Here is a 23,690-nt window from a genome sequence, read left to right as displayed (position 1 = left end):
GGCTCGGGGCATCCGTCGTTCGAGGGCTTCGCCCGACGCGCCCGGGGCTCACGCCTCGAGCAGCCCCCTGAGATCGTCGGCGGTGAGCGCCTCGGCGGCGCGGGGGTCTGCAGCATCGGTGCCCTCGTCGAGGATCGACGCGACGAGCTCGCCCTTGCGGGCCTTGAGCGCCATGACCTTCTGCTCGATGGTGTCGGCCGCGACGAGCCGGTAGACCATGACCTGCTTCGTCTGGCCGATGCGGTGCGCGCGGTCGATGGCCTGCGCCTCGCTCGCGGGGTTCCACCAGGGGTCGAGCAGGAAGACGTAATCGGCCTCGGTGAGGTTCAGGCCGAAGCCGCCGGCCTTCAGGCTGATGAGGAACACGGATGCCTCGCCCGAGCGGAACCTCGCGATCTCGCCGTCGCGGCGGCGCACCGGGGTCGAGCCGTCGAGGTAGGCGTAGGGCACTCCGGCCGCGTCGAGCCGCGAGCGCGCGCGGTCGAGGAACGACGTGAACTGGCTGAACACGAGCGCCCGGTGCCCCTCGGCGAGCACGTCGTCGAGCTGCTCGAACAGCGCGTCGAGCTTGGCCGACGGCACGCTGGCGTAGGCCTCGTCGTCGATGAGCGTCGCGTCGAGCGCGAGCATGCGCAGCAGCGTGAGCGACCGGTAGACGATGAAGCGGTTGCGGTCGAGGTCGTCGATGAGGCCGAGCAGCTTCTGCCGCTCGCGCTGGAGCATCGTGTCGTAGAGCCGCCGGTGGGTCGGCGCGAGGGCGACCTCGAGCACTTGCTCCTGCTTGGCGGGCAGCTCGGGCTCGACCTGCTCCTTGGTGCGGCGCAGCATGAGCGGCCGGATGCGACGGCGCAGCCGATCGCGCCGCTCGAGGTTGCGGTCGAGCTCGATGGGCCGCCGGTACTGCTCGTCGAAGCGGCGACGCGACGGGAACAGCCCGGGCGCCACGAGCTGCAGGATCGCCCAGAGCTCGCCGAGGTCGTTCTCGATGGGCGTGCCGGTGACGGCGAGCCGGAACGGGGCACGGATGCCGCGGGCGGCCGCATGCACCTTGGTCGCCGCGTTCTTCACGAACTGCGCCTCGTCGAGCACGAGCCCGCCCCACTCGAGTGCGCCGAACGCCTCGGCCTCGAGGCGCAGCACGGCGTACGTGGTGACGACGAGGTCGGCGTCGGCCGCGGCATCCGCGATGCTGCCCCGGCGCTTCGCCTGGGTCGCGGTGACGGACGCCACCCGCAGGCCGGGCGTGAACCTGGCCGCCTCGCGCACCCAGTTCGACGCGACCGACGTCGGTGCGACGACCAGGAACGGCGCCGCCGCACCTGGAGCACCGACCTCGCGCGAATGCGCGATGAGCGCGAGCGTCTGCGCGGTCTTGCCGAGCCCCATGTCGTCGGCGAGGATGCCGCCGAGGCGGTTCGCCCAGAGGTAGGCGAGCCAGCGGAATCCGGCGAGCTGGTAAGGCCGCAGCGGCAGTGCGAGCGCCGCGGGCTCGGGCAGCTCCTCGACGCGACCGTGTTCGAGCGCCGCGACGGTCTCGCGCCACGACACCGCCGGCTCGGCCTCGTGCGCGAGGTCTTCGAAGTCGGACCAGAGGCTCGTGCGGCTCGCGTGGATGCGCACGCCGGTCTGCCACTCGTCGAGCGTGCCGGCCTCTTCGATGAGGTCGCGCAGCGGATCGAAGATCGGCTGGTTGAGCATGAGGTAGCTCTTGTCGACGAGCAGCAGCCGTCGCTTGCCCTGGGCGAGCGCCCGGAACAGCGGCATGAACGGCACCGTCTTTCCGTCGATCGTGATGACGACGCCGAGGTCGAACCAGTCGGTCTTGCGGGACTCGACGGTGGTGACGCGCACCTTGGGCGGTTCGGTGAGCAGCCGATAATCAGGCCGTTCGCCCTCGACGTCGATGCGCAGCGGATGCCGCGTGGCGAGCGCCTCGAGCTTCGGCAGGCGCTCGGCGACGAACTCCGCGGCGTCGACCCCGCGGATGAGCACGGTGTCGAGCGGCACCCAGCCGAGCACGTCGGCGACGCGGCCGAGCAGGTCGTCGTCGAGGTCAGGGTCGGCCGCGGCTGCCGCGATCGTGGCCGCGAGCGCCTCGCGTTCGCCGCGTTCCCGGCTCCCGCCGTCGTTCGGCGAGGCGGCGCCGACCTGCGTCGTGCGACCGTCGGCGTGCTCCCAGCGCCACGCGAGGCGCAGCACGTCGCGCGGCTCGAACCGCAGGTCGAGCACGAGGGTCGTCGGCACGGGCGGCGGCGGGGTGAACGAATCGTCGCGGCTCGTGATGGCGACGGACCGCTCGAGCGCCGGGAACGCCCGCAGGAACTCCGGCACGTCGGCGCTCGGCACTCGCACCGTCGCCGGGGCCTCGAGCAGTGCCCGAGCCGCGTCGGTCGGCGGCGTCGAGAACGGCGCGAGCTCGAGGCATCCGTCGTCGAAGTCGAAGCGGTAGACGCCGTGGGTGCCGACCGCGCGCACGTCGACGAGCGGACCGGGCGCCAGGCCGTCGAGTGCGAGCTCGGGGGTGAGGGTCAGCCCGCCGTCGGCGGCCTCGTGCACGTCGAGCGCGATCGCCGCCGCACCGTGCACGACCACGTCGGGCGTGACGTCCGAGCCGACGAGCGCGATGCCGAGCCGCCCCGCCTCGGCGAACAGGGCCCACAGCAGCGGGCTCTCGAACTCGTCGAGGGTCACCCACTCGGAGCCGTAGGTCGTGAAGACGCTCGGCGAGCTGCCCTTCAGCAGCGCGAACTGCGCGAACCAGCGCGCCTGCGCGGGATCGAAGCCGCCGGCCTCGCCCTGGTACGCGATGTTCTGCCAGGTGAGGCCCGACTTGATCCATGCACCGCGCGCGCCCTGCGTGACCGGGCGCACCGCGAGGCGGTCGACCGAGTTGGCGCGTTTGGCCGGCTCGTCGCGCGGGCCCTGCCATTGCCCGCTGCGGCGCTGCACGCGACGGCGGAGCTCGAACTGCAGCCCGAGGCGCTTGGACGCCGGCGGCCCCGCGGCCCGCAGTCGCGGATCGCGCGCCCCGGTGGAGCCCGAGTCGACGTCTCGACCGCCCAGGGTCGTGCCGAGCACCGACCTCCAGTCGCCCACGGCCTTCGCGGCTGCGGGCGGCGGCTGATCGGTCACCCGTTCATGCTCGCACGAGCCGCCGACGCGGTGCCGCCTGCCTGCGACATCCGTGCCGCCTCAGCACTGCACGTCGCCGCGGCGCCCGAAGCACCGGATGCCCCGGCTAGCGCGCCTCGACGATGCGCGTGCCCGTCTCGCGCAGGCGCTCGAGCGAGACGGCGTCGGACTCGGCGTCGAGCACGAGCCCGGCGACGGCGTCGAGTGGCAGCACCTGGTGCGGCGAGGCGGCGCCGACCTTCTCGACGCTGCCGAGCGCGAACGTCTCGGCGGCGCGCGAGGCGAGCACCCGCTTCATGGCTGCCTCGTCGGCGTCGCCCGTGGTGAGTCCGGCGGTCGGGTGGATTCCGGTGACGCCGAGCAGGAACAGGTCGGCGTTGACGCGGTTCGCCGCCTCGACCGCCGCAGCGCCCGACGCGACCATCGAGTGCCGGAACAGCCGGCCGCCGATGAGGATCACCTCGGCGGCATGCTCGAGCAGCGCGACGGCGATCGTGGGGCTGTGCGTGACGATGGTGCACTCGAGCGATCGCGGCAGGTGCTGCACCACCGCGAGGGTGGTCGTGCCGCCGTCGAGGATCACGGTGAGGCCCGGCTGCACGAGCGCCGCTGCCGCGGCCGCCACGCGCGACTTGCTGTCGGAGGCGATCGCGGTGCGTGCGCCGTAGTCGGCGACGGCGGGCGACGCGGGCACGGCACCGCCGTAGACCCGGGTCAGCAGGCCCTCGGCCGCGAGTTCGCGCAGGTCGCGCCGGATGCTGTCTTCGGACAGGTCGAGCTCGGCGGCGATCTCCTTCGCGACGATGCGCCGATCGCGGTCGAGTCGTTCGAGCAGCAGCGCCCGTCGGGTCGCGGTCAGCATTCGCACTCCTTCACGTTGTTTCACGTTTCTACATATTCTGCACTACTCTGCAGGACATGACCACCTCGATGATGATCCTGATCGCCGGCCCCTACGCCTCGGGCACCGACGGCGACCCCGCCCGCATGCAGCAGAACCTCGCGCGGCTCGAAGCAGCCGCCTGGCCCATCTTCCGCGCCGGCCACGTGCCGATGATCGGCGAGTGGGTCGCCCTGCCGGTGCTCGCGAGCGCCGGAGCGAGCGGCCCGACCGACCCGCTCGCCGCAGACGTGATGTATCCGACCGCCGAACGCCTGCTCCAGCGCTGCGACGCCGTGCTGCGCCTGCCCGGCGCTTCGAAGGGCGCGGATCAGGATGTCGCGATCGCACGGTCGCGCAACCTGCCCGTGTACTTCAGCCTCGACGAGGTGCCGGGCGTCGTCGCCGCGTGACACGGACGCGCGGCCGCCCGCATGGCGCGCCACCGGCATCCGTCGGCTCAGCGCTCCGATGCTCAGCGCTCCGTCGACTCAGCGCTCCGTCGGCTCAGCGCCCGGCGGGCGCGGCCTCGAGCATCGCGACCGAGCGGTCCCAGAGGTCGCGGGCGAGGTCGGCGTCGTCGGCCAGGCGGCTCGCGCGGGCCGGGCGTGACCGCGTGTAGTAGAGCCCGGTCGGGTAGTCGACGCCCGGCTCGCCCTCGGCGAGGAAGACGAGCGTCGACGCACCCTGCTCGGGCGACTGCATCACCAGGTCGCGCAGGCGCCAGCGGTACAGGCCGGCCATGCCCGTGCCCTCGTCGACCGAGAAGTTCGTCGCGATCGCGCCCGGGTGGAACGCGGTCGAGGTCACGCCCTCGGCGCCGTACCGCCGCTCGAGCTCCTTCGTGAAGAGCACCTGCGCGAGCTTGGCGTTGCCGTAGGCGCGGATCGGGCGGTATCGACGCTCGGACTCGAGGTCGTCGAGGTCGAATCGCGAGAAGATGCGGTTCGCGAGGCTCGACGTGTTGATCACGGTCGCCTTCGAGGCGACGAGCGTCGGCATGAGGTGTTGCGTCAGCAGGAACGGCGCCAGGTAGTCGACCTGGAACGTCATCTCGTGGCCGTCGACCGTGACGGCGCGCTGCCTGCCGAAGATCCCGCCGGCGTTGTTGGCGAGCACGTCGATCCTCGGATGCCGCGCCACGAGGTCCGCAGCCAGCGACCGCGCCGAGGCCAGGTCGGCGAAGTCCGCGACGTGGTGCTCGACGCCGAGCTCGTCGGCGAGCGATCGCGTCTTCTGCGGCGAGCGCCCGACGACGACGACCTCGTGGCCGTCGGCGTGGAGCCTGCGCGCGGCGGCCCGGCCGATGCCGTCGCTCGCGCCGGTGATGACGATGACCTTCTGCGCCACGCTGCCTCCTGGGGGTGAGAGCCCCAGCCTAGGCGCGCGCCGCCGGGCGGCTCACTCGTCGACGGCGAACTCGTTGGCGATGAGCCAGCGATCGGCTTCGCGCCGCAGCCCGACCGTCGTCCGGAGCACCAGGTGCAGGCGTCGCCCGCCGAGCACCCGGTACGACACGCGCTCGAGCGTGCGGCACTCGGCGCGGTCGCCCAGGAGGCGCACGGACTCGACCTGCACCGACCATCGGATGCGCCCCTGCAGCAGCTCGAACCACCCCCAGATGGATGCGGCGTCGCGGGCGGGGTCGGCCACTCGCGTGACCGGGGGCATCGGCCCGACGACGGGTGCGCCGGGTGCGTAGCGCGCGGCGAGCCAGTCGGCGTCCCGGGCGCGCATGGCCGCGCCGCGCTTCGTGACGATCCAGGTGATCTCGGCATGGTCGACGCGCACCTCGTGCGCGAGGTCGGGCGGCGGTTCGGTGTGCTTCGTCATACCCTCACGACGAACCGACGGCGCCCGGATCGACATCCGCGCATCGTCGCGCGGCGCGCGACTGCGCGTGTCGGCGCGTGTCGCCCTCCCGCGGGCTCAGCCCTCGGGCCGCGGCCGCGCGAGCACGCCCCCGATGAAGCCGACCACCGCGCCGATCCAGACGAGCACGAGTCCGAGCCCGAGCGCCGGCACGAACGCGGCCACCGCGAGGAACAGCAGCCAGGCCGCCGTCAGGATCACGACGAGCACAGCGCTCACCCGGGTGAGGCGACCCGACTTGCCGATCATGCCGAGCAGCATGAGCGCGCCGAACAGCACGACGAGCACGCGAATCGCCGGTTCCGTGAGGAACGGGTCGCCGAGGTTCACCTGCGCGCGCACGAGCATGCTGATGAGGTCGACCGACGGCAGGAACGGCGGGAACCCGGCGAACCACTCGGCGAGCGCCCCGATGATGACGAGCAGGCCGCCGATCGTGACGAGCACGCGGCTGGCGATCGGTCGGCGGTCGGCGGAGGCCTGGGTGAGTGCGCCGTCTGCCGTGATCGAGCGCACGCCGTCGGTCGCCGTCACCCGGAACCGGCGAGTGGCCGACTCCGACGGTGCCGGGCGGGCCGCATCGACGACGAGGCGTACGCTGCCGGCCTGCCCCGGCGGCACCATGAGCTCACCGGGCGTGAACGAGAGCCGCGCGGTGCCGTCTTCGGACGCGCCCTCGAACCGCACGCCGAGGGGTTCGACGCCGCTGCGGTTGTCGACCGAGACCTGGAAGCTCGCCTGCCGTTCGTTCACCACGAGCTGCGAGGGCGGGTCGATGCGCACGACCGCCGTGAGGATCGCCTCGGGCGGCGACGCGAGCTGCACGGTTCCGGATGCCTCGACATCCTGCACCCCGTCGGAGGCGACGACCGAGAAGGCGTACTGGGCGGTCTCCCCGCGGGCGGGGGCCGGAGCCGCGAGCCGTCCGCGCACGTGCGCGACCGCGCCAGGCTCGAGCACGACCTGCGCCGAGCTGAACGAGAAGCCGATCACCCCGGCCGGATCGCGACCCGAGAGCGCCAGCGTGGCGCGCTGATGCCCGCCGCGATGGTCGAGCAGCACGTCGAAGTCGGCGGTGTTGCCGTGCTCGACGCGCAGCGAGCTCGGCTCGACGCGCACGCGCACGGGCTGGTCGACGGGCTCGGGCGCGGTGCGCTGCACGAGCGTGAGCGGCGCCGCGGCGCGCCCGGCGTCGTTGCCGGCCTCCACGGTGATCTGGCGGGTGAGCTCGCGCCCGGGCTCCGGCTCGGGCGCGCTGAACGAGACCTCGAGCTCGACCGCCTGCCCCGCAGGCACGGTGACGACGTCGGGCGCGAAGGCGAAGCGCACGAGCCCCTCGGAGTCGGATGCCGTCAGGCGAACCGTCTGCGCGAAGTTCGCCGCCCGGTTGTCGAGGCGCACCGTGAAGTCGCCGGCGGCGTGATCCTCGAGCCGGATGAGGCTCGGGCGCACCTCGAGCGTCGCGCTCGGCCCAAGCGGGGGCACGGTGAGCTGCACCGAGACCTCGACGTTGCGGCTCTCGTCGGCGAGCGAGGCCACGCGGAGCGTCACCGTCACGCGCTGCGCGAGCACGAGGGCGTCGTCGCGGATCGCGAACTCGAGCGGCACGCCGAGCTCCTGGGCGGGCATCAGGTGCGTGTCGCCGTGCGAGAACACGAGCCAGTCGGGCGCGGCGACCGGCTCGATCGCGTAGCCGTCGACGATCGACGACGGGTTCGTCAGCCGCAGCACGATGGTCACCGGCGCACCCGGGCCCATGGTCGCCTCCGCGACGTCGAGCACGGCGTCGGGCGCCTCGATGCGGGCGGATGCCGCGGGGTGCGGCTGCTGCGTTCCCGCCGCGGCGGCGGCACCGGGCGCGGTCGCTCCAGGTGCGGTCGGTGCGGTCGGTGCGGGTGCGGTCGGCGCAGTCGCCGTCGGCGCGGTCGGACCGGGCGCGGAGGCCGCGTATCCGGTCGCCGCAGCACCGGTCGCGCCGACGGGTTCGGTCGCGCCGACGGGTTCGTGCGCGCTGACGGATGCCGCGGCATCCGTCGGCCCGGAAGCCGGCGCGGGATCGCCCGGCTCGTGCTCCGCCGCAGCGGGCATGGTCCCAGGAGACGCACCGGACTCGGCGTCCGCGCTCGCGGCCGCAGGGCCGACCGAGTCGACCACCGTCGGCACGATGCCCGTCAGCGGCTCGCCGTCGAGCGTCGCGGCGCCGGAATCCCAGCCCAGGTAGGCGTCGCAGTTCGTGCAGAATCGGGCGGACGCCTCATTCGTCTCGCCGCATACCTCGCAGACGCGCACCGCCATCGACGCTCCCCTCGCCTGTCCGAACGCTAGCCCCGCGACATCCGCGCGGCTAGGGGGCTGCCCGAACGGGTATCGAGGTGTGCCCGCCGACGGCGACCCTTCCCGGCGCGCCGAGGAGCCCTCGCCGACCGGTCAGGATGTGCCGCTTCACGGCATCCGGAGGCGGCACAACGTGACCGGTCGCGGGCTGGCGACGGCGCGTCGCGGCAGGCGCGGGCGGCGGGAGAGCAGCGGCGCTACGCCGACTCGCGCACCACGAGCTCGGTGGGCAGCGTCATGCGCCCGGCGGGCTGGCCGTCGAACACGTCGAGCAGCATGCGCACCATCTCGTGCGCGATGCGGTCGAACGGCTGGCGCATGGTCGTCAGCTGCGGGTCGAGTCGCGTGGCGATGGGCGCGTCGTCGAAGCCGGCGACGGCGACGTCGTCGGGCACCCGGCGCCCGCGGGCGCGGAGCACGTCGAGCGCGCCCGCCGCCATCATGTCGTTCGCGGCGAACACGGCGTCGAGGTCGGGAGCCTGCTCGAGCAGTTGCTCCATGGCCCGCGCGCCGCTCGACCGCGAGTAGTCGCCGAACGCGACGTAGCGCTCGTCGTAGTCGTCGCCGAGCTCGGCGCGGTAGCCCTCGAGTCTCCCGACGCCGCCCGAGGTGTCCTGCGGGCCGGTGATCGTGGCGACGCGCTCTCGCCCCTGCCCGCGCAGGTAGGCGACGACGTCGCGCGCGCCCTCGTCGTCGTCGGCCGTCACGAACCCGATGCGCCGTTCGTACCCGAGCGGCACGCCGCACGAGACGACCGGCACCTCGGCCTCGACGAGCCGCTTCAGGAACCCCTCGCGCCCGCGGTGCGACGACACGAGCAGGGCGCCGTCGACGTGGCCGCCCATGATGAAGTCGGTGGCGCGGCGCTGCTCGTCGTCGGAGCCCGCCATGAGCAGCACCAGCGGCAGGTCGCGCTCGGCGAGCGCGTCGGCGGCCGACCGCATGAGCGCCGAGAAGTTCGGGTCCTCGAAGAGGCGGTCGTGCGACTCGGTGAGCAGGAACGCGACCGAGTTCGCACGGGCCGTCGCGAGATTGCGGGCGTGCGGGTTGATGCGGTAGCCCGTCTTCTTGATGGCCCGCTCGACGGCCTCGCGCGCGGGCGGGCTGACCCAGTGCCCGCCGTTCAGCACGCGCGACACGGTGCCCCGCGAGACGCCCGACTCGCGCGCGACATCCTCGATCGTCGGTCGCCGCTTCGGCGCGTGCTCGCTCACGTGGCCAGTGTAGGTGCGGCCGGCCCTCGCCCGGGCGGAGCCGCCCGCGGTCGCCCGCCCCGCGGCATCCGCTCGCCCGTCGGTCGACGCAGAGCCCGCGGCATCCGCTGGCTCGCTCGGACCGGGCGAACCGGGCGACCCCGCGGCATCCGCTCGGCTCACGCCTTGACCGCGCCCGCGGCGAGGTCGACCCGCCAGTACCGCTGCAGCACGAGGAAGAGCACGATGAGCGGCACGATCGACAGCAGCGCACCGGTGATGACGAGCGTGTACATGGCGGGCAGCGACGCGCCCTGGTTCAGCAGGCCGGAGAGGCCGACCGTGATGGGGAACAGCCGGTCGTCGCCCAGCATGATGTACGGCAGCATGAAGTTGTTCCACACCGCGACGAACTGGAACAGGAAGATCGTCACGAGGCCCGGGCCCATCATCGGCAGCGCGATGCGGTGGAAGATGTACAGCTCGCGGGCGCCCTCGGTGCGGGCCGACTCGACGATCTCGGTCGGCACGGCCGCGGCCGCGTAGATGCGCGCGAGGTAGATGCCGTAGGGGCTGATGAGCTGCGGCAGCAGCACCGACCAGTAGGTGTTCGTGAGGCCCACCTGCGCGAGCAGCAGGTACTGCGGGATGGCGAGGATGACGCCGGGCACGAGCACGCCCATGAGCAGGATGCGGAACACCGTCGCCTTGCCCGGGAACACGTACTTCGCCAGCGCGAAGCCCGACAGCGCCGAGACGTACGTCGAGATCACGGCGCCGACGCCCGCGTAGAGGGCGGTGTTCAGCATCCACCGCCAGTAGAGGCCGTCGCGGTAGGCCGTGAGCTCGACGATGTTGTCCCAGAGGTGGGTCGACGGCGCGAACGTGAACGTCGAGAACAGCTCGGAGGCGTCCTTCGTCGAGGCGACCACGACCCACGCGACGGGCAGCAGGCAGTAGAGCGCGCCGAGGATCAGCACGCCGGTCGAGCCGACGGAGAGGGGCACGCGCCGGTCCTTCGACGCGCTGCGCCCGGCAGTGCGCGCGGCGCGGCGGGCGACGCGGCCTTCGGCGCCGGACAGCTCGGGCACCGTGGCGGCGCGGGTCTCTGTGGTGACGGACATGGCTCAGTCCTCCTGACCGAAGGCGCGTCGCTGCACGACGCGGAGGAAGAAGAACGAGATCGCGAAGGTCGCGAGCGCGATGATGATCGACGTGGCGGCCGCGGAGTAGATGTCGTCGCGCGTGAACGCGTCGCGGTACACGAGCATGAGCGGCGACCAGCTCGTCGAGAGGCTGTTCGTGAGGGGCCGCAGCGTCATCGGCTCGGCGAAGACCTGCAGCGTCGCGATCATCGAGAACAGCGCGGTCATGATGAGCGCGGGCATGATGATCGGCACCTTGATGCGCCAGGCGATCTGCACCTCCGACGCCCCGTCGATGCGCGCGGCCTCGTAGATGTCGCTCGGCACGGCCTTGAGCGAGGTGTACATGACGATCATGTTGAAGCCGACGCCGCCCCAGAGGCCGATGTTCGCGATGGCGAACATCACGAGCCCGGGTGAGAGCAGCGAGGGCACGTCGTCCCACCCGAGCTGCTCGAAGATCCAGTAGAACGGGCTCACGGCGGGCAGGTAGAGGAAGCCCCAGAGCAGCGACGAGATCACTGCGGGTACCGCGTACGGCAGGAAGATCGAGACCCGGCTGAAGCCCTTCGCACCCGTGCGGCGGGCGTCGAGCAGCAGCGCGAACAGCAGCGCGAGGCCGAGCATGGTCGGCACGAGGATGAGCCCGTAGATCAGCACCCGCCCCACGCTCGCGAGGAACTCGGGGTCGGTGAAGGTCGAGACGTAGTTCTCGAGGCCGGCGAACTCGCGGGTGCGCGAGTCGCCGCCGAGGCCGAGGCCCTTGACCTGCTCCTTCTGGAACGACAGGAACAGCGTGTAGACGATCGGCGCGGCCATGAACACCGTGAAGAGCACGATGCCGGGCATGAGCATCATCCAGGGCGTGAGCGCGCCCTTGGCGCGGCGCCTTCCGGTTCGCGGATGCCGCGGGGCCGGCGTGACGGGCCCGGCTGGGGCTTCGACCGTGGCGGTCATGTTCGGTCCTTCCGAGGGGTGGATCGGGGCGGCGGAGCCGCCGGTCGAGGAGCGTATCGCCTCGACCGGCGGCTCGGTGTCGGCTACTCGGAGACCGAGAAGCCCCCGGCCTTCAGGTCGTCGATCGTGGTCTTCTGCATCGCGGTGACCGCGGCGAGGAAGGCGTCGACCGTCTTGGCCTCTGCGGCCTTGGCGAACTCGTCGTTGTACGCGCTGAACGCGACGTTCACGTTCGGGCCGTAGGTGAACGGTGCCACGGCCTGGGCGGCCTCGGCGGCGACGTCGTAGAAGTCGGGCTGGTTGCTGAAGAACTCGGGCGCCTCGGTGAGGATGGATGCCGCGGCATCCGTCGCTGCCGGGTAGATGCCGGTCTGCTCGACGAGCGCGGCGACCGCCTCGGGGTCGGTGTTCAGCCAGGTCGCGAACTCGGTCGCGGCCTCGACGTGCTTCGACTGCGAGGTCACGGCCGTCGACGAGCCGCCCCAGTTGCCGTTGCTCGGCGACGAGGCGTCCCAGTTCGGCAGCGCGGCGGCCTTCCAGAGGCCCGCGGTGTCGGCGGCGTTGCCGCTCAGCACGCCGGGGCCCCAGACGGCGCCGAGCCAGCCGGCCTGGCTGCCGTCGTTGAGCGCGGCGTTCCACTCGGGCGTGTACATCGGCTTGTTGTCGATGGCGCCCTCGGCGACGAGGCCGCCCCAGTACTCGGCGACCTTCTGCGTGGGCTCCTCGTCGATGCCGACGCCCCAGCTGTCGCCGTCGATCGACCACCACTCGGCCTCCGCCTGCTGCGCGAGGCCGGCGAACCAGCCGGCGTCGTTGGCCGAGAACGTGCCGAGGTACTTGGTGGGGTCTGCGGCGTGCAGCGCACGGGCGGTCTCGGCGTACTCGTCCCACGTGGTGGGCACGGTGAGGCCGTACTGCTCGAAGAGGTCGGCGCGGTAGTAGAACATCATGGGGCCGGTGTCCTGCGGCACGGCGTAGAGCGCGTCGCCGCCGAGCGTGACCGACTGCCACACGCCGTCGGGGAACTGGCCGGCGACGTCGTCGCCGATCGAGCCCGAGATGTCGGCGAGCGCGTCGGAGGCGACGAGCGTCGGGATCTTCTGGTACTCGGCCTGGATCAGGTCGGGCGCGCCGCTGCCGGCCTTGATGGCGGTGAGGAGCTTCGTGATGGCGGGGTCGCCGCCGTCCTGCTTGTTGACGGTGACCTGGATCTCGGGGTGCTCTTCGTTCCAGATGTCGACGACCTTGTCGAGGTTCGGCGCCCAGGCCCAGTAGGTGAGTTCCACCGGATCGTCGGCGGTGCCCTCCGAGCCGGCGTCGGCCGAGCAGCCGGTCATGATGAGCGCTGCGGCGGCGATCGCCGCGATCGCACCCGTACGGATTGCAGAACGCATTCGTCCTCCTTGTCGAAAGCTGTGATTGCGGATGCCCCGTGGGGCCCGCGCGACCTGGAGGACGACAGCGTGCCTGTGAGCGATCCCAGTAATACACAGCACAGCTCGACTGTCAACTCCTGCGCACAGATCAGCGGGAATCGTGACCTTGTGCTGCATTCCCCGTGTTCACGGCGTTTCACGCGACATCCGATCGAGTTGTCACGTTCAGCGATTGCTGTGCTAGAACTGTGAGCGCACACAGATTCGAGGGAGAATGCCCATGCCTTTGCAGACCGCGCGGTTCACGGTGGCGCACGAGCCGTGGGCCGAGCCGCTCGCGCGGCCGGCCATGGGCACCGCGATCGACCGGCACGAGCGCATCTCGCTCACGAACCGCTACGTCGAGCAGCGCGGCGTGCCCGTGATCCCCGTGTCGGGCGAGCTGCACTACAGCCGCGTGCCCCGCGCCGAGTGGAGCGAGCGCCTGCGCCTCATGCGCTCGGGTGGCGTCACCGTCGTGGCGTCGTACCTCATCTGGAACCACCACCAGCCGACGCCCGACGCGCCGAGCTTCGAGGGCGACCTCGACGTCGCCGCGTTCGTGCGCGAGGCGGCGGCCGCCGGACTCGACGTGGTGCTGCGCGTCGGCCCGTGGATCCACGGCGAGACCCGCAACGGCGGGTTCCCCGACTGGGTGCAGCAGGCGCCGGTGGCGCACCGCACCGACGACCCCGCCTACCTCGCACTCGTCGAGCCCTGGTTCGCGGCGATCGGCGCACAGGTCGCCGACCTGTGCGGGCCGACGAGCAATGTCATCGCCGTGCAGCTCGACAACGAGCTCTACGACCAGCCCGACCACCTCGTGACGCTGAAGCGGCTCGCCCGCCGTCACGGCATCGTCGCGCCGATCTACACCGCGACCGCGTGGGGCGGCGCCGAGCTGCCAGACGGCGAGGTGCTCCCGCTCTACGGCGGTTACGGCGACGGCTTCTGGGTCGACGCCGACCACGCCTGGGACACGACGTTCCGCGAGCACTTCTTCTTCTCGCACACGTGGGACGACCCCGGCATCGGCGCAGACCTGCGCGCGCACCCCGGCATCGGACGCCGGCCCGAGACGCCGCGCCTGCCCTCGGCGTCATTCCCGGCCGCCACGTGCGAGCTCGGCGGCGGCATGGCCACGGCCTACCACCGGCGTCCGCTGCTCAGCGGGGCGGATGTCGCCGCGGTCGCGCACAACAAGATCGGCAACGGGTCGGGCTGGCAGGGCTACTACATGTACGCGGGCGGCACGAACCCGCGCCCCGCACTGCAGGAATCGCACGCCACGGGCTACCCCAACGACCTGCCCGAGTTCGACTACGACTTCCACGCGCCGATCGGCGCGGCCGGGCGTCTCGGCGCCGGCCACGCGCCGCTCCGCCGCCAGCACGCGTTCCTCTCGGCGTTCGGCGACCGACTCGCGCCCATGCCCTCGACGCTGCCCGCGCACCACCCGACCGACGTCGACGACGTCTCGACGTTGCGGTGGGCGCTGCGCAGCGACGGGGCATCCGGCTGGCTCTTCATCACCTGGCAGCAGCCGCACGTGCCGCTCGACACGGTCACCGACGTGCAGTTCGAGGTCGGGCTTCCGGATGCCTCGGCTGAGCCGCTCGTGCTGCCGCACGCCCCGGTCGACGTCGCGCCCGGCACGATCGCCCACTGGCCGCTGCACCTCGAGCTCGGCGGCGTGCACCTCGACTGGGCGACGGCATCGCCGCTCACGGTGCTGCACGCGGCGGACGACGCGGCCGATGCGGCCGATGCGGCCGTGCCGACCCTCGTGCTCGTGGCCGAGTCCGGCATCCCGGTCGAACTCGCGACCTCGGCCGAGCTGCTCGGCGCGTTCGCCGCCGAACCGGCATCGGATGCCGCGGACCTCGGGTCCGCTGTGACCTCGCCCGCCCCCGGCATCCTGGTCGTCGAGGCCCCTCGCCCGCTCCGCGTGGAGCTCGCGCAGGGCGACGGTCGGCTGTCGGTGCTCGTGCTGCCCGCGGCCTCGGCCGACGACGTGTGGGTGCTCGAGGCGAGCGGCGATCGCCGGCTCGTGCTCTCGGCCGACCCCGTGTTCGAGGACGCCGACGGCTGGATCGCGGCGCGCGCCGCGGCCCGCCCCGACGTGCGCGAGTACCTGCCGCTGCTCGGGCGGTTCGAGCCGCTCGTCGTCGCCGCCGAGGCGCCGGACGGCGGCCGGTTCCCGGTCGCGGTCGGCGAACCCGCGCCCGGTACCGAGCCGCCGGCCGGTTTCGGCGACCGCCACGGCCGTGCGTCGGCGCCCTCGCGAGACGACGTCGCGCGCTTCGGCATCGCCTACCCGCTGGCCCTGCCCGCCTCGTCGGGCGGCCGGCGCACGCTCGAGATCGACTGGGCGGGCGACGTCGCCAGGCTCGAGATCGACGGCGAGGTCGTGGCCGACCGGTTCTGGGACGGCACCACGTGGACGGTCGGGCTCGATGCGCTCGGCGGCCCCGACGGGGTCCGGAACGACGCGCGGGTCGTGCTTCGCATCGTGCCCCTGCGCCCCGACGCCGTCGTGCGCCTGCCCGAGGCGGCGGCCGCCCGACGCGCCCTCGTCGACGGCCCGCTCATCGCGCTCGACGAGGTCGCCGTCACCGACGCCGGACTCTGGCGGGAGCAGCCGTGAGCTGACCACCCGCCCCGCAATGCCAGCACCACCCGCGCACCGGCACCCTGCCGGAGCGCGACACCGCAGCGCCGCGGCATCCGTCGGTCCTCCGATCGTTCGCCCGCGGCGCCGAACGAGAGGGAGTGGCACCATGCAGAACCGACGAACGACACGAGCGAGGTGGGGCGCCGTCGCGACGGGCGCGGCACTCGCCACGGCCCTGACCGGCGCGGCACTGACGCCCGCGGCCTGGGCGGCCGACCCGGCCGACCCCGCCGGCCCGGCCGACAGCCAGGTCGACGCCGGCATCTTCGTTAAGAAGGTCGACGGCCTCTCGCCCGACTTCGTGAACGGCGTCGACGTGTCGTCGGTGCTCTCGCTCGAGGAGAGCGGGGTCGTGTTCCGGGATGCCGCCGGCCAGCCGGCCGACCTGTTCGCCGTGCTCGCCGACAACGGCGTGAACACCGTGCGCATCCGCGTGTGGAACGACCCGTTCGACGCCTCGGGCCGCGGGTACGGCGGCGGTAACGTCGACGCGGCGCGCGCCGTCGAGATCGGCGAGCGCGCGACCGCGGCGGGGCTGGGCGCGCTCGTCGACTTCCACTACTCCGACTTCTGGGCAGACCCCGGCCGCCAGCTCGCGCCGAAGGCGTGGGCGGGTCTCGGCATCTCCGAGCTCGAGACCGCCCTGCACGACTACACGGCCGAGACGCTGCAGTCCTTCGAAGACGCCGGCGTCGACGTGACGATGGTGCAGGTCGGCAACGAGACGAACAACGCGATCGCCGGGTACACGCGCGCGGGCACGCCGATCGACGAGACGTTCGCCGACCTGATCCAGGCGGGCAGCAGCGCCGTGCGCGAGGTGCTGCCCGACGCGCTCGTGGCCGTGCACTTCACGAACCCCGAGACCCCGAACCGCTACGCGACGTACGCCGCGGGCCTCGCGCAGTTCGGCGTCGACTACGACGTGTTCGCGAGCTCGTACTACCCGTACTGGCACGGCTCGACGGCGAACCTCACCTCGGTGCTCTCGCAGGTCGCGACGACGTACGGCAAGCAGGTCATGGTCGCCGAGACCTCGTGGGCGCACACCCTCGACGACGGCGACGGGTACTCCAACGTCATCGGCTCGGGCACCGACACCTCCCAGTACCCGGCGAGCGTGCAGGGCCAGGCCACCGAGCTGCGCGACGTCATCGCCGCCGTCTCGGCCGTGGGCTCGGCCGGCGTCGGCGTCTTCTACTGGGAGCCCGCGTGGCTTCCGGTCGGACCGGCGACGGATGCCGCCGCGAACGCCGTGCTGTGGGAGCGCGACGGCTCGGGCTGGGCGACCTCGGCGGCATCCGGCTACGACCCGGTGCACGTCGGCGAGTTCTACGGCGGATCGGCGTGGGACAACCAGGCGCTCTTCGGCTTCGACGGCACGGCGCTCGAGTCGCTGCGCACGTTCGAGTACGCCCGCACGGGTGCGGTGGCGCCTCGCGTCATCACCCAGGTCGGCGCCGTCGCCGTGACGGTGACCGACGGCACGCCCGTCGTGCTGCCGGGCACGCTCGACGTCTCGTACAACGACGGCACGGTCGAGCACCCGGCCGTGACGTGGAGCAGCGCCGTCTCGTGGATCCGCGGGCCCGGCGAGTACGAGATCCCGGGCTCGACCGCCTCGGGGCTCGCCGTGACGGCGTCGGTCACCGTGCTCGCGAAGAACTTCGTCGTCGACCACAGCTTCGAGGACGCCTCGCACAGCGCCTGGGCATTCGGCGGCTACGCCTGGCCCAACCCGACGTCGGATGCCTCCGACGGCGGCACGGCCGTGACCTTCTGGAACGGCTCGGCCTACCAGGCCTCGGCCACGCAGACGATCACCGGGGTGCCCGCCGGCACCTACTCGCTGCGGGCGACCACGCAGGGCACGAACAGCCCGGCGACCGACTCGCGCGTGCTGAGCGCCACGACCTCGAAGGGCACGTGGAGCGCGCCGATGGAGTTCACCGCGTGGAACGAGTTCCACACCGCGACCGTGCCCTCGGTCGTGGTCGGCGCCGACGGCGTGGTCACCGTGTCCGCGGCGTTCTCGTTGAGCGGCGGAGCGTGGGGCGTGTTCGACGACGTGCGGCTCGTCGCCGTCGAGCCGCCGAGCACCGTGAAGACGAAGCTGCTCGACGTCGCACTCGCCGCCGCGGCGCGCATCGACCGCGAGCGGTTCACCGCGGCATCCGTCGCCCGACTCGACGACGCGGTCGCCGTGGGCGAGGTCGTGCTCGACGGCTCGCGGGCGACGCAGCGCGACGTGATCGCCGCCACGGCGCTCATCGCGAAGGCGGTGCTGCAGCTCAAGCGTGCCAAGTAGCGGCCGCCGGTCGAGGAGCGGGCGCTGCACGCTCCTCGGCCGGCATGTCACCGGGAGACCGTAGGCTCGAAACCCCACGGAAGGACACCGATGACCGACACCGAGGCACCCGCCGCATCCGCCACGACCGCCGCCACGCCGTTCGCGTTCGACCCCGAGAACGAGGTGCACGCGCGCGCCCTGGTGCGTCTCACGAACGAGCGCATCGCCTGGTTCGGCTCGACGAGCCGCAACGGCTATCCGCACAGCGTGCCGGTGTGGTTCCTCTGGCACGAGGGTGCCGTGGTCATCCTGAGCGAGCCGGGCGCGGTCAAGGTGCGCAATGCGAGCCGCGATCCGCGCGTGCTCGTGCACCTCGAGTCCGGCCACGACGAAGAGCAGCTCACGGTGCTGCAGGGCACCGTCGAGGTGCTGAACGACGCTGCGACCGCCTGGCTGCCCGCGATCGGCGACGCCTACCTCGAGAAGTACGAGCACGACCTGCCCCCGCTGAAGCTCACGCTCGAGGGCATGGCGGCGAAGTACAGCACGATCCTGCGCGTGACGCCCGAGAAGCTCATCGCCTGGTAAGCCTGCGCCGCCGCCGCCGGCGGTGTGTCGGTGGCGCCGGGTAGCTTCACCCCATGAGTTCGGTTCGGCCGTTCGAGCTGCACGTCTCCGACGACGTGCTCGACGACCTGCGCGCTCGCCTGGCGCGCAGCAGGCTGCTCGACGACTCACCCCGCGCGCCCGCATCCGGCATGCGGGCGGCCTACCTGAGCGAGCTCGTCGACAGCTGGATCCACTGGGATTGGCGTGCCCGCGAGGCCTGGCTCAACGCGCATCCGCAGTTCGTCGCGCAGGTCGGCGACACCGCACTGCACTTCGCGCACCTGCGCTCGTCGCGAGCCGGCGCCCCCGCCCTGCTCGTCATGCACGGCTGGCCGCACACGTTCGCGCTGCAGCTCGACTTCGCCGATCTCCTGCCCGACTTCGACGTCGTCGTGGCGAGCCTGCCCGGCTTCGCGTTCTCGTCGCCCTACGCCGACGGGCCGATGAGCGAGACCCGCATCGCCGCGACCATGCACGCGCTCATGACTGACGTGCTCGGCTACGACCGGTTCCTCACCTATGGCGAAGACGTCACGGCGAACGTCAGCGACCTCATCGCGGCGACCTATCCCCCGCACGTGGCCGGCATCCTGGCCACGCACGCGCACTTCCCGAACGGCGACGAGCGCGCGGGGCTCACCGACCCCGACGAGCGCGCGTTCTTCGCGGGCATCGCCGCCTTCCACGAGACGAACGGCGCGTACGGGCACGTGCAGTCGACCCGACCCGACACCCTCGCGGTCGCCCTCAACGACTCCCCCGCCGGGCTGCTCGCGTGGCTGGCCGAGAAGCTCGTCGAGTGGAGCGACACCCCAACGGGCGACCCGTCCGCGGTCGAGCGGCGCATCAGCCGCGATCGCATCCTCACCGAGGCGATGCTCTACTGGGTGACGCAGTCCATCGGCACGTCGTTCCGGCCGTACCACGAGGGCGCCGACACCCCCGACCCGATCCCGCCGACGTCCGTGCCCGCGGCGGTGTTCATCCAGCGGCACGAGGCGGCCTACCCCGAGTCGCTCGCGCGTCGGCACTACCTCGACTTGCGCGAGTTCGGCCGCCTCGACGAGGGCGGGCACTTCACGGCTGCCGAAGTGCCGAACGAGCTCGCGAAGCGACTCAGGTCGTTCGCGAGCTCGCTCGGGCTGCTGGGTTGAATCCGCGTGACTACGCGGCTGACGCCTCCACGCGCTCGGCCTTCGCGAGGTTCGCGACGAGCTCGTCACGGTTCTGCGCCACGACGTAGGCGGGCTGGTCGCGCTCGACGCGCCAGCTCTCGGCGAGGGGGCCCACGTTCACGGTGTCGAAGCCGAACGCGTCGTACAGGTCGGTGACGAGCTGCGCGGCCTCCGCGAAGTCGCTCGAGGTCGCCAGCGCACGACGGCCGGGCGTGCCGGCGGGCGAACCGCCGGTGGTGATGTCGGCCGACGCGATGTGGTTGAAGCCCTTGGCGACACGGCTCGTGGGCAGGTGCTTCTGCAGCAGTCCGCTGACGGTGTCGAGGCCCTCGTCGAGCACGGTGAAGTGGCCGTCGCGCTCCCAGTAGTAGTTGTTCGTGTCGATGACGATCTTGCCGGCGAGCGGCTCGACCGGCACGGCCTCGTAGGCCTTGAAGGGTACGGTGACGACCGCGAAGTCGGCCGCTTCAGCGGCTTCCTCCGGGGTGGCTGCGCGCGCATTGGGACCGAGCTCGTCGACGAGCTCGGCGAGGGTCTCAGGGCCGCGCGAGTTCGAGATGACGACCTCGTACCCGTTCGCCACGGCCGCGCGCGCGACCTGGCTGCCGATGTGTCCTGCTCCGATGATTCCGATCGTGGTCATGCTCAGGGCCAACGGATGCCTCGCCGCAGGCATTCCCGATTCGCGTTGCAAAGTGCAACATTTCTCGCAAAAGCCCGGCTTCGGCATCCGCCCGGCTTCGAGGCCGCAGCCCTAGAAGTCGCGCAGGTTGCCCTGGATGCCGCCGCCGCCGAACTCGTTGCGCAGCACGCCGCGTCGGCGCAGGATCGGCACGAGCTCGTCGAGGTACTTGTGCACCGTGACGGGGTGCAGGTCGCCCGAGAAGATGAAGCCGTCGTTGTCGGCCTCCTCGCCGAACTCCTCGATGAAGTCGGCGACCTGCTCGGCGGTGCCGACGAACCCGGCGTGGTCGGCGATGCGGCCCTTGCGGGCCTTCGCGACGAGCAGTTCGCGCAGCGTGGCATCCGCGAAGCTCGACGCGGTCTTGCCGAGCAGCCCCTTGATCGTGCCCTGCGACACGTGGTCGCCGAAGATCGACGGGTCGAGCGGCCGGTCGAGCGGCAGCCCCGTGAGGTCGGTCTCGAGGTCGCTCGACTGGCCCTCGAGGATCGCGGCGAGCACCTCGTCGCTCGGATCGAGCGACGCCTGCACGACGCGGTCGACCTCCTCTTGACTCGAGACGATCTCGGGCTTGAACACGAACAGCGTCTTCACCGCGTTCGCCGGTCGGCCGTGCGCGAGCGACGCGTCGATGATCTTCTGCCGATAGGCGCGCACGACGTCGAGGTCGAGCGGCGCGTAGGCGAGCTGCACGTCGGAGTGCGTGCCCGCGAACGCGAGCCCCTTGGGCGAGCCGCCCGGCGAGACGATCGCCGGGTCGCCGTCGGTGAACGGAATGGCGTTAAGCGGCCCGGGCACGTCGAAGTACTCGCCGGTGAATCGGTTCTCGCGGATCTTCGAGCCGTCGGCGAAGCGCCACGTCTCGGTGTCCTCGATGAGCGCACCCTCGTCCCAGCTGTGCCAGAGCCCGCGCACCGCGGTGAGCCATTCGCTCGCGCGGTCGTAGGCCTGGTCGTGCGTCACGGGCGGCAGGCCGTTGTGGCGGGTGCTCGAGACATCCGTCACCACGTTGATGCCGACGCGGTGCCCGCTCAGGTGGTGCAGCGACGCGAACTGGCGGGCCGCGAGGTAGGGCGGCCAGATGCCAGCGTTGACGGTCGGCGCGATGCCGATGTGCTCGGTCGCGCCGAGCAGGTAGGGCGTGAGCGCGACGGGGTCGTGCTTGGGACCGCCGTAGGCCTTGCGCACGCGCAGCTCGATGGTCTCGGGGGTGCCGATCGAGGGGCCGTCCTCGATGATGACGAGGTCGAGGCCCGCCTGCTCGAGCTCGCGCACCGACTGCTGGTAGAGCTTGGGCTCGGTCCAACGGTAGTTCCAGCGGTGGTACTCGTGCCCCCAGCCCTGCGGGCCGAAGCCGCGCGAGAAGAACCAGCCGAAGTGCTGCAGTCGGGTCATCGGGTGCTCGCTTCGAGCAGTGCGGTTGCCGCGGCATCCGTCACCTGGTCCGGAATTCGAGCGGATGCCGCGGGCTGGCGCTGCGGGTCTGCGGCGCGCGCCGCGCGCACGGCGGCGAGCCCGCGCTCGAGGTCGCGCACGAGGTCCTCGGGCTCCTCGAGCCCGACCGAGAGCCGCAGCAGTCCGCCCGAGATGCGTCCGCGCGCGCGGGTCTCGGCATCGAGGTGGGCGTGCGTGGTCGTCGCCGGATGCAGGATCAGCGAGCGCGTGTCGCCGATGTGGCTCATGCGGCTGAACAGCTCGACCGCGTCGTAGAACGCCTCGGCGCTCGGCTCGCCGCCGTCGAGCACGAACGAGAGCACGGCGCCCTGGCCACGCGGCAGGTAGCGCTCGGCGAGGTCGTGCGACGGGTTCGAGGGCAGGCCTGCGTAGTTGACTGAGAGCACCTCGGGCTGGTCTTCGAGCCAGGCGGCGAGCGATGCGGCCGTCGAGGACTGGCGCCCGACGCGGAGCGAGAGCGTCTCGATGCCCTGCTGGATCAGGAATGCGTTGAACGGCGAGAGCACCGGCCCGAAGAGGGCTCCGGTAACGCCGCGGATGTACGCCGTGTAGGCGCCCGCGCCGTGGGCTTCTAGGTAGCTCGCACCCTGCAGGCCCGTGTCGGGCTCGGTCAGGTGCGGGAACGCGCCGGGCGTCGCGGCCCAGTCGAACGTGCCGGCGTCGATGACCACGCCGCCGAGCGCGGCGCCGTGCCCCGAGAGGAACTTGCTCGCCGAGTGCACGACGAGGTCGGCACCGTGCTCGATCGGGCGCACGAGGTACGGCGTGGCGAGCGTGTTGTCGACGATGAAGGGTACGCCCGCCGCCTGCGCGACCTCGGAGACCCCCGCGAGATCGATGACGTCGTTGGTCGGGTTCGCGATCGACTCGGCGTAGATGGCTCGCGTGTTCGGGCGGATGCGGCGGCGCCACTCGTCGAGGTCGCGGGCGTCTTCGACGAACTCGACCTCGATGCCGAACCGACCGAAGCCCTGCGTGAAGAGCGAACGGGTGCCCGAGTAGACGCTCTGCGCCGAGAGGATGTGGTCGCCCGCCTTCGCGATGGCGAGCACGGCGACCGTGAGCGCGGCCTGTCCGCTGGCGACGACCACGGCGTCGCGCCCGCGTTCGAGTTCGGCGAGCTTGCGCTCGAGCGCCGAGTTCGTCGGGTTGCCCGCTCGCGTGTACACGTAGCCCTGGTCGTCGCCGGCGAAGCGGTCGCGCGCCTGCGCGAAGTCGTCGAAGCGGAACCCGGCGCTCAGGTAGATCGGCGTGATGCGGGCGCCGAACGCGGGCTCGTCGTGCTCACCGGCGTGCACCTGACGCGTGGCGAAGCCCGGCTCGGGCACGGCGAACCCGTCGTCGTACGGGGCGGAACCCTGCTCGTCGTGCGCTGGTCGGAAAGGCATGCGGACATCTTCGACGCGCGCCCGCCCGCCGTGAAACCAAGCGTGACGCGTGAAGTCACCGTCGGTCACGGGCCGTCACATCCGGGGACGCCGCCGATCTTGTGTCAAACCCTCGCGGACCGCGCGCGCACGCGAGAGAGTGGGAGCAGCAGCGCGGCTCCGGGCTGCCCAGCGGAGGGAGCGAACATGACCGACCCGTCGAACACCCAGCCCATCGATCCTGACGAGGATTCCGGCGAGTACACCGAGTCCGACTTCGGCGCAGGAACCGACGAGCGCACCGTGCCGGGCGAGGGCGAGTACACCGAGACGGAGTTCCCCGACGGCGTCGAGACGACCGAACCGGGCAAGGGCGAGTACACCGAGACCGAGTTCCCCGACGGCGTCGAGACGACGGAGCCCGGCGAAGGCGAGTACACCGAGAGCGACCACGGCAAGCACCGGGCCGCCGACTAGGCCGCACCTTCGAGAGGATTTCGCCCACGCGGC

The 23,690-nt window shown here is 72.1% G+C and carries 18 protein-coding genes; 6 read left to right on the top strand and 12 right to left on the bottom strand.

From position 1 onward, the window contains the following. Positions 1–48: 48 nt before the first annotated feature. Positions 49–3,132 carry a DEAD/DEAH box helicase gene (locus tag BM342_RS14210; RefSeq protein ID WP_092967320.1) on the bottom strand — a complete coding sequence of 1,028 codons (3,084 nt, stop codon included), beginning with the start codon at positions 3,130–3,132 and terminating at the stop codon, positions 49–51. A gap of 106 nt (positions 3,133–3,238) precedes the next feature. Continuing rightward, positions 3,239–3,994, bottom strand: coding sequence for a DeoR/GlpR family DNA-binding transcription regulator (locus tag BM342_RS14205; RefSeq protein ID WP_092967318.1), 756 nt, complete (start codon positions 3,992–3,994; stop codon positions 3,239–3,241). Positions 3,995–4,050: 56 nt separating this feature from the next. On the opposite strand from BM342_RS14205, the gene BM342_RS14200 reads away from it, so the two are divergent. Continuing rightward, complete coding sequence (locus tag BM342_RS14200; protein ID WP_255368817.1) at positions 4,051–4,425, top strand: DUF4406 domain-containing protein; 375 nt, start codon at positions 4,051–4,053, stop codon at positions 4,423–4,425. A 94-nt stretch (positions 4,426–4,519) separates the two neighbouring features. Here BM342_RS14200 and BM342_RS14195 read toward each other — a convergent pair whose 3' ends face one another. From BM342_RS14195 to BM342_RS14165, 7 genes are all read right to left on the bottom strand, one after another. Continuing rightward, positions 4,520–5,362, bottom strand: coding sequence for an SDR family NAD(P)-dependent oxidoreductase (locus tag BM342_RS14195; RefSeq protein WP_092967316.1), 843 nt, complete (start codon positions 5,360–5,362; stop codon positions 4,520–4,522). A gap of 51 nt (positions 5,363–5,413) precedes the next feature. Then, a complete protein-coding gene (locus BM342_RS14190) occupies positions 5,414–5,845 on the bottom strand; it encodes a YybH family protein (RefSeq protein ID WP_092967314.1) in 432 nt (143 codons plus the stop codon). A 96-nt stretch (positions 5,846–5,941) separates the two neighbouring features. Further along, positions 5,942–8,179 carry a hypothetical protein gene (locus BM342_RS14185; protein WP_092967312.1) on the bottom strand — a complete coding sequence of 746 codons (2,238 nt, stop codon included), beginning with the start codon at positions 8,177–8,179 and terminating at the stop codon, positions 5,942–5,944. A gap of 236 nt (positions 8,180–8,415) precedes the next feature. Then, positions 8,416–9,432, bottom strand: a complete 1,017-nt coding sequence (locus tag BM342_RS14180) for a LacI family DNA-binding transcriptional regulator (RefSeq protein WP_092967310.1) — start codon at positions 9,430–9,432, stop codon at positions 8,416–8,418. 158 nt (positions 9,433–9,590) lie between these two features. Beyond that, on the bottom strand, positions 9,591–10,535 hold the full coding sequence (locus tag BM342_RS14175; RefSeq protein WP_092967308.1) for a carbohydrate ABC transporter permease: 945 nt from the start codon (positions 10,533–10,535) through the stop codon (positions 9,591–9,593). A 3-nt stretch (positions 10,536–10,538) separates the two neighbouring features. Further along, positions 10,539–11,513 (bottom strand): carbohydrate ABC transporter permease, encoded by a 975-nt coding sequence (locus BM342_RS14170; RefSeq protein ID WP_092967306.1) that lies wholly within the window; start codon positions 11,511–11,513, stop codon positions 10,539–10,541. An 83-nt stretch (positions 11,514–11,596) separates the two neighbouring features. Further along, positions 11,597–12,907, bottom strand: coding sequence for an ABC transporter substrate-binding protein (locus BM342_RS14165; RefSeq protein WP_092967304.1), 1,311 nt, complete (start codon positions 12,905–12,907; stop codon positions 11,597–11,599). A gap of 262 nt (positions 12,908–13,169) precedes the next feature. On the opposite strand from BM342_RS14165, the gene BM342_RS14160 reads away from it, so the two are divergent. From BM342_RS14160 to BM342_RS14145, 4 genes are all read left to right on the top strand, one after another. Beyond that, on the top strand, positions 13,170–15,575 hold the full coding sequence (locus BM342_RS14160; RefSeq protein ID WP_092968662.1) for a beta-galactosidase: 2,406 nt from the start codon (positions 13,170–13,172) through the stop codon (positions 15,573–15,575). Positions 15,576–15,708: 133 nt separating this feature from the next. Next, the gene (locus BM342_RS14155) at positions 15,709–17,910 is read left to right on the top strand and encodes a glycosyl hydrolase 53 family protein (protein ID WP_092967302.1); all 2,202 of its coding nucleotides are present in this window, start codon (positions 15,709–15,711) and stop codon (positions 17,908–17,910) included. Positions 17,911–18,000: 90 nt separating this feature from the next. Then, on the top strand, positions 18,001–18,480 hold the full coding sequence (locus tag BM342_RS14150; RefSeq protein ID WP_092967300.1) for a pyridoxamine 5'-phosphate oxidase family protein: 480 nt from the start codon (positions 18,001–18,003) through the stop codon (positions 18,478–18,480). A gap of 53 nt (positions 18,481–18,533) precedes the next feature. Further along, positions 18,534–19,655: an epoxide hydrolase family protein gene (locus BM342_RS14145; protein WP_092967298.1), complete on the top strand. Its 1,122-nt coding sequence runs from the start codon at positions 18,534–18,536 to the stop codon at positions 19,653–19,655. Between the two features lie 10 nt (positions 19,656–19,665). Here BM342_RS14145 and BM342_RS14140 read toward each other — a convergent pair whose 3' ends face one another. From BM342_RS14140 to BM342_RS14130, 3 genes are all read right to left on the bottom strand, one after another. After that, positions 19,666–20,352: an NADPH-dependent F420 reductase gene (locus BM342_RS14140; RefSeq protein ID WP_092967296.1), complete on the bottom strand. Its 687-nt coding sequence runs from the start codon at positions 20,350–20,352 to the stop codon at positions 19,666–19,668. Positions 20,353–20,430: 78 nt separating this feature from the next. Further along, positions 20,431–21,753, bottom strand: a complete 1,323-nt coding sequence (locus BM342_RS14135; protein ID WP_092967294.1) for an LLM class flavin-dependent oxidoreductase — start codon at positions 21,751–21,753, stop codon at positions 20,431–20,433. Beyond that, on the bottom strand, positions 21,750–23,201 hold the full coding sequence (locus BM342_RS14130; protein ID WP_092967292.1) for an O-acetylhomoserine aminocarboxypropyltransferase/cysteine synthase family protein: 1,452 nt from the start codon (positions 23,199–23,201) through the stop codon (positions 21,750–21,752). The genes BM342_RS14135 and BM342_RS14130 overlap by 4 nt, the downstream gene beginning before the upstream one ends. Before the next feature lie 186 nt (positions 23,202–23,387). On the opposite strand from BM342_RS14130, the gene BM342_RS14125 reads away from it, so the two are divergent. Next, positions 23,388–23,657, top strand: a complete 270-nt coding sequence (locus tag BM342_RS14125) for a hypothetical protein (protein WP_092967290.1) — start codon at positions 23,388–23,390, stop codon at positions 23,655–23,657. Positions 23,658–23,690: the final 33 nt, after the last annotated feature.

It is taken from the genome of Agromyces sp. CF514 (assembly GCF_900113185.1).
GTDB lineage: Bacteria > Actinomycetota > Actinomycetes > Actinomycetales > Microbacteriaceae > Agromyces.
The sequence above is the reverse complement of the archived record's forward strand: the minus strand, read 5'-3'. Positions and strand labels throughout refer to the sequence as shown.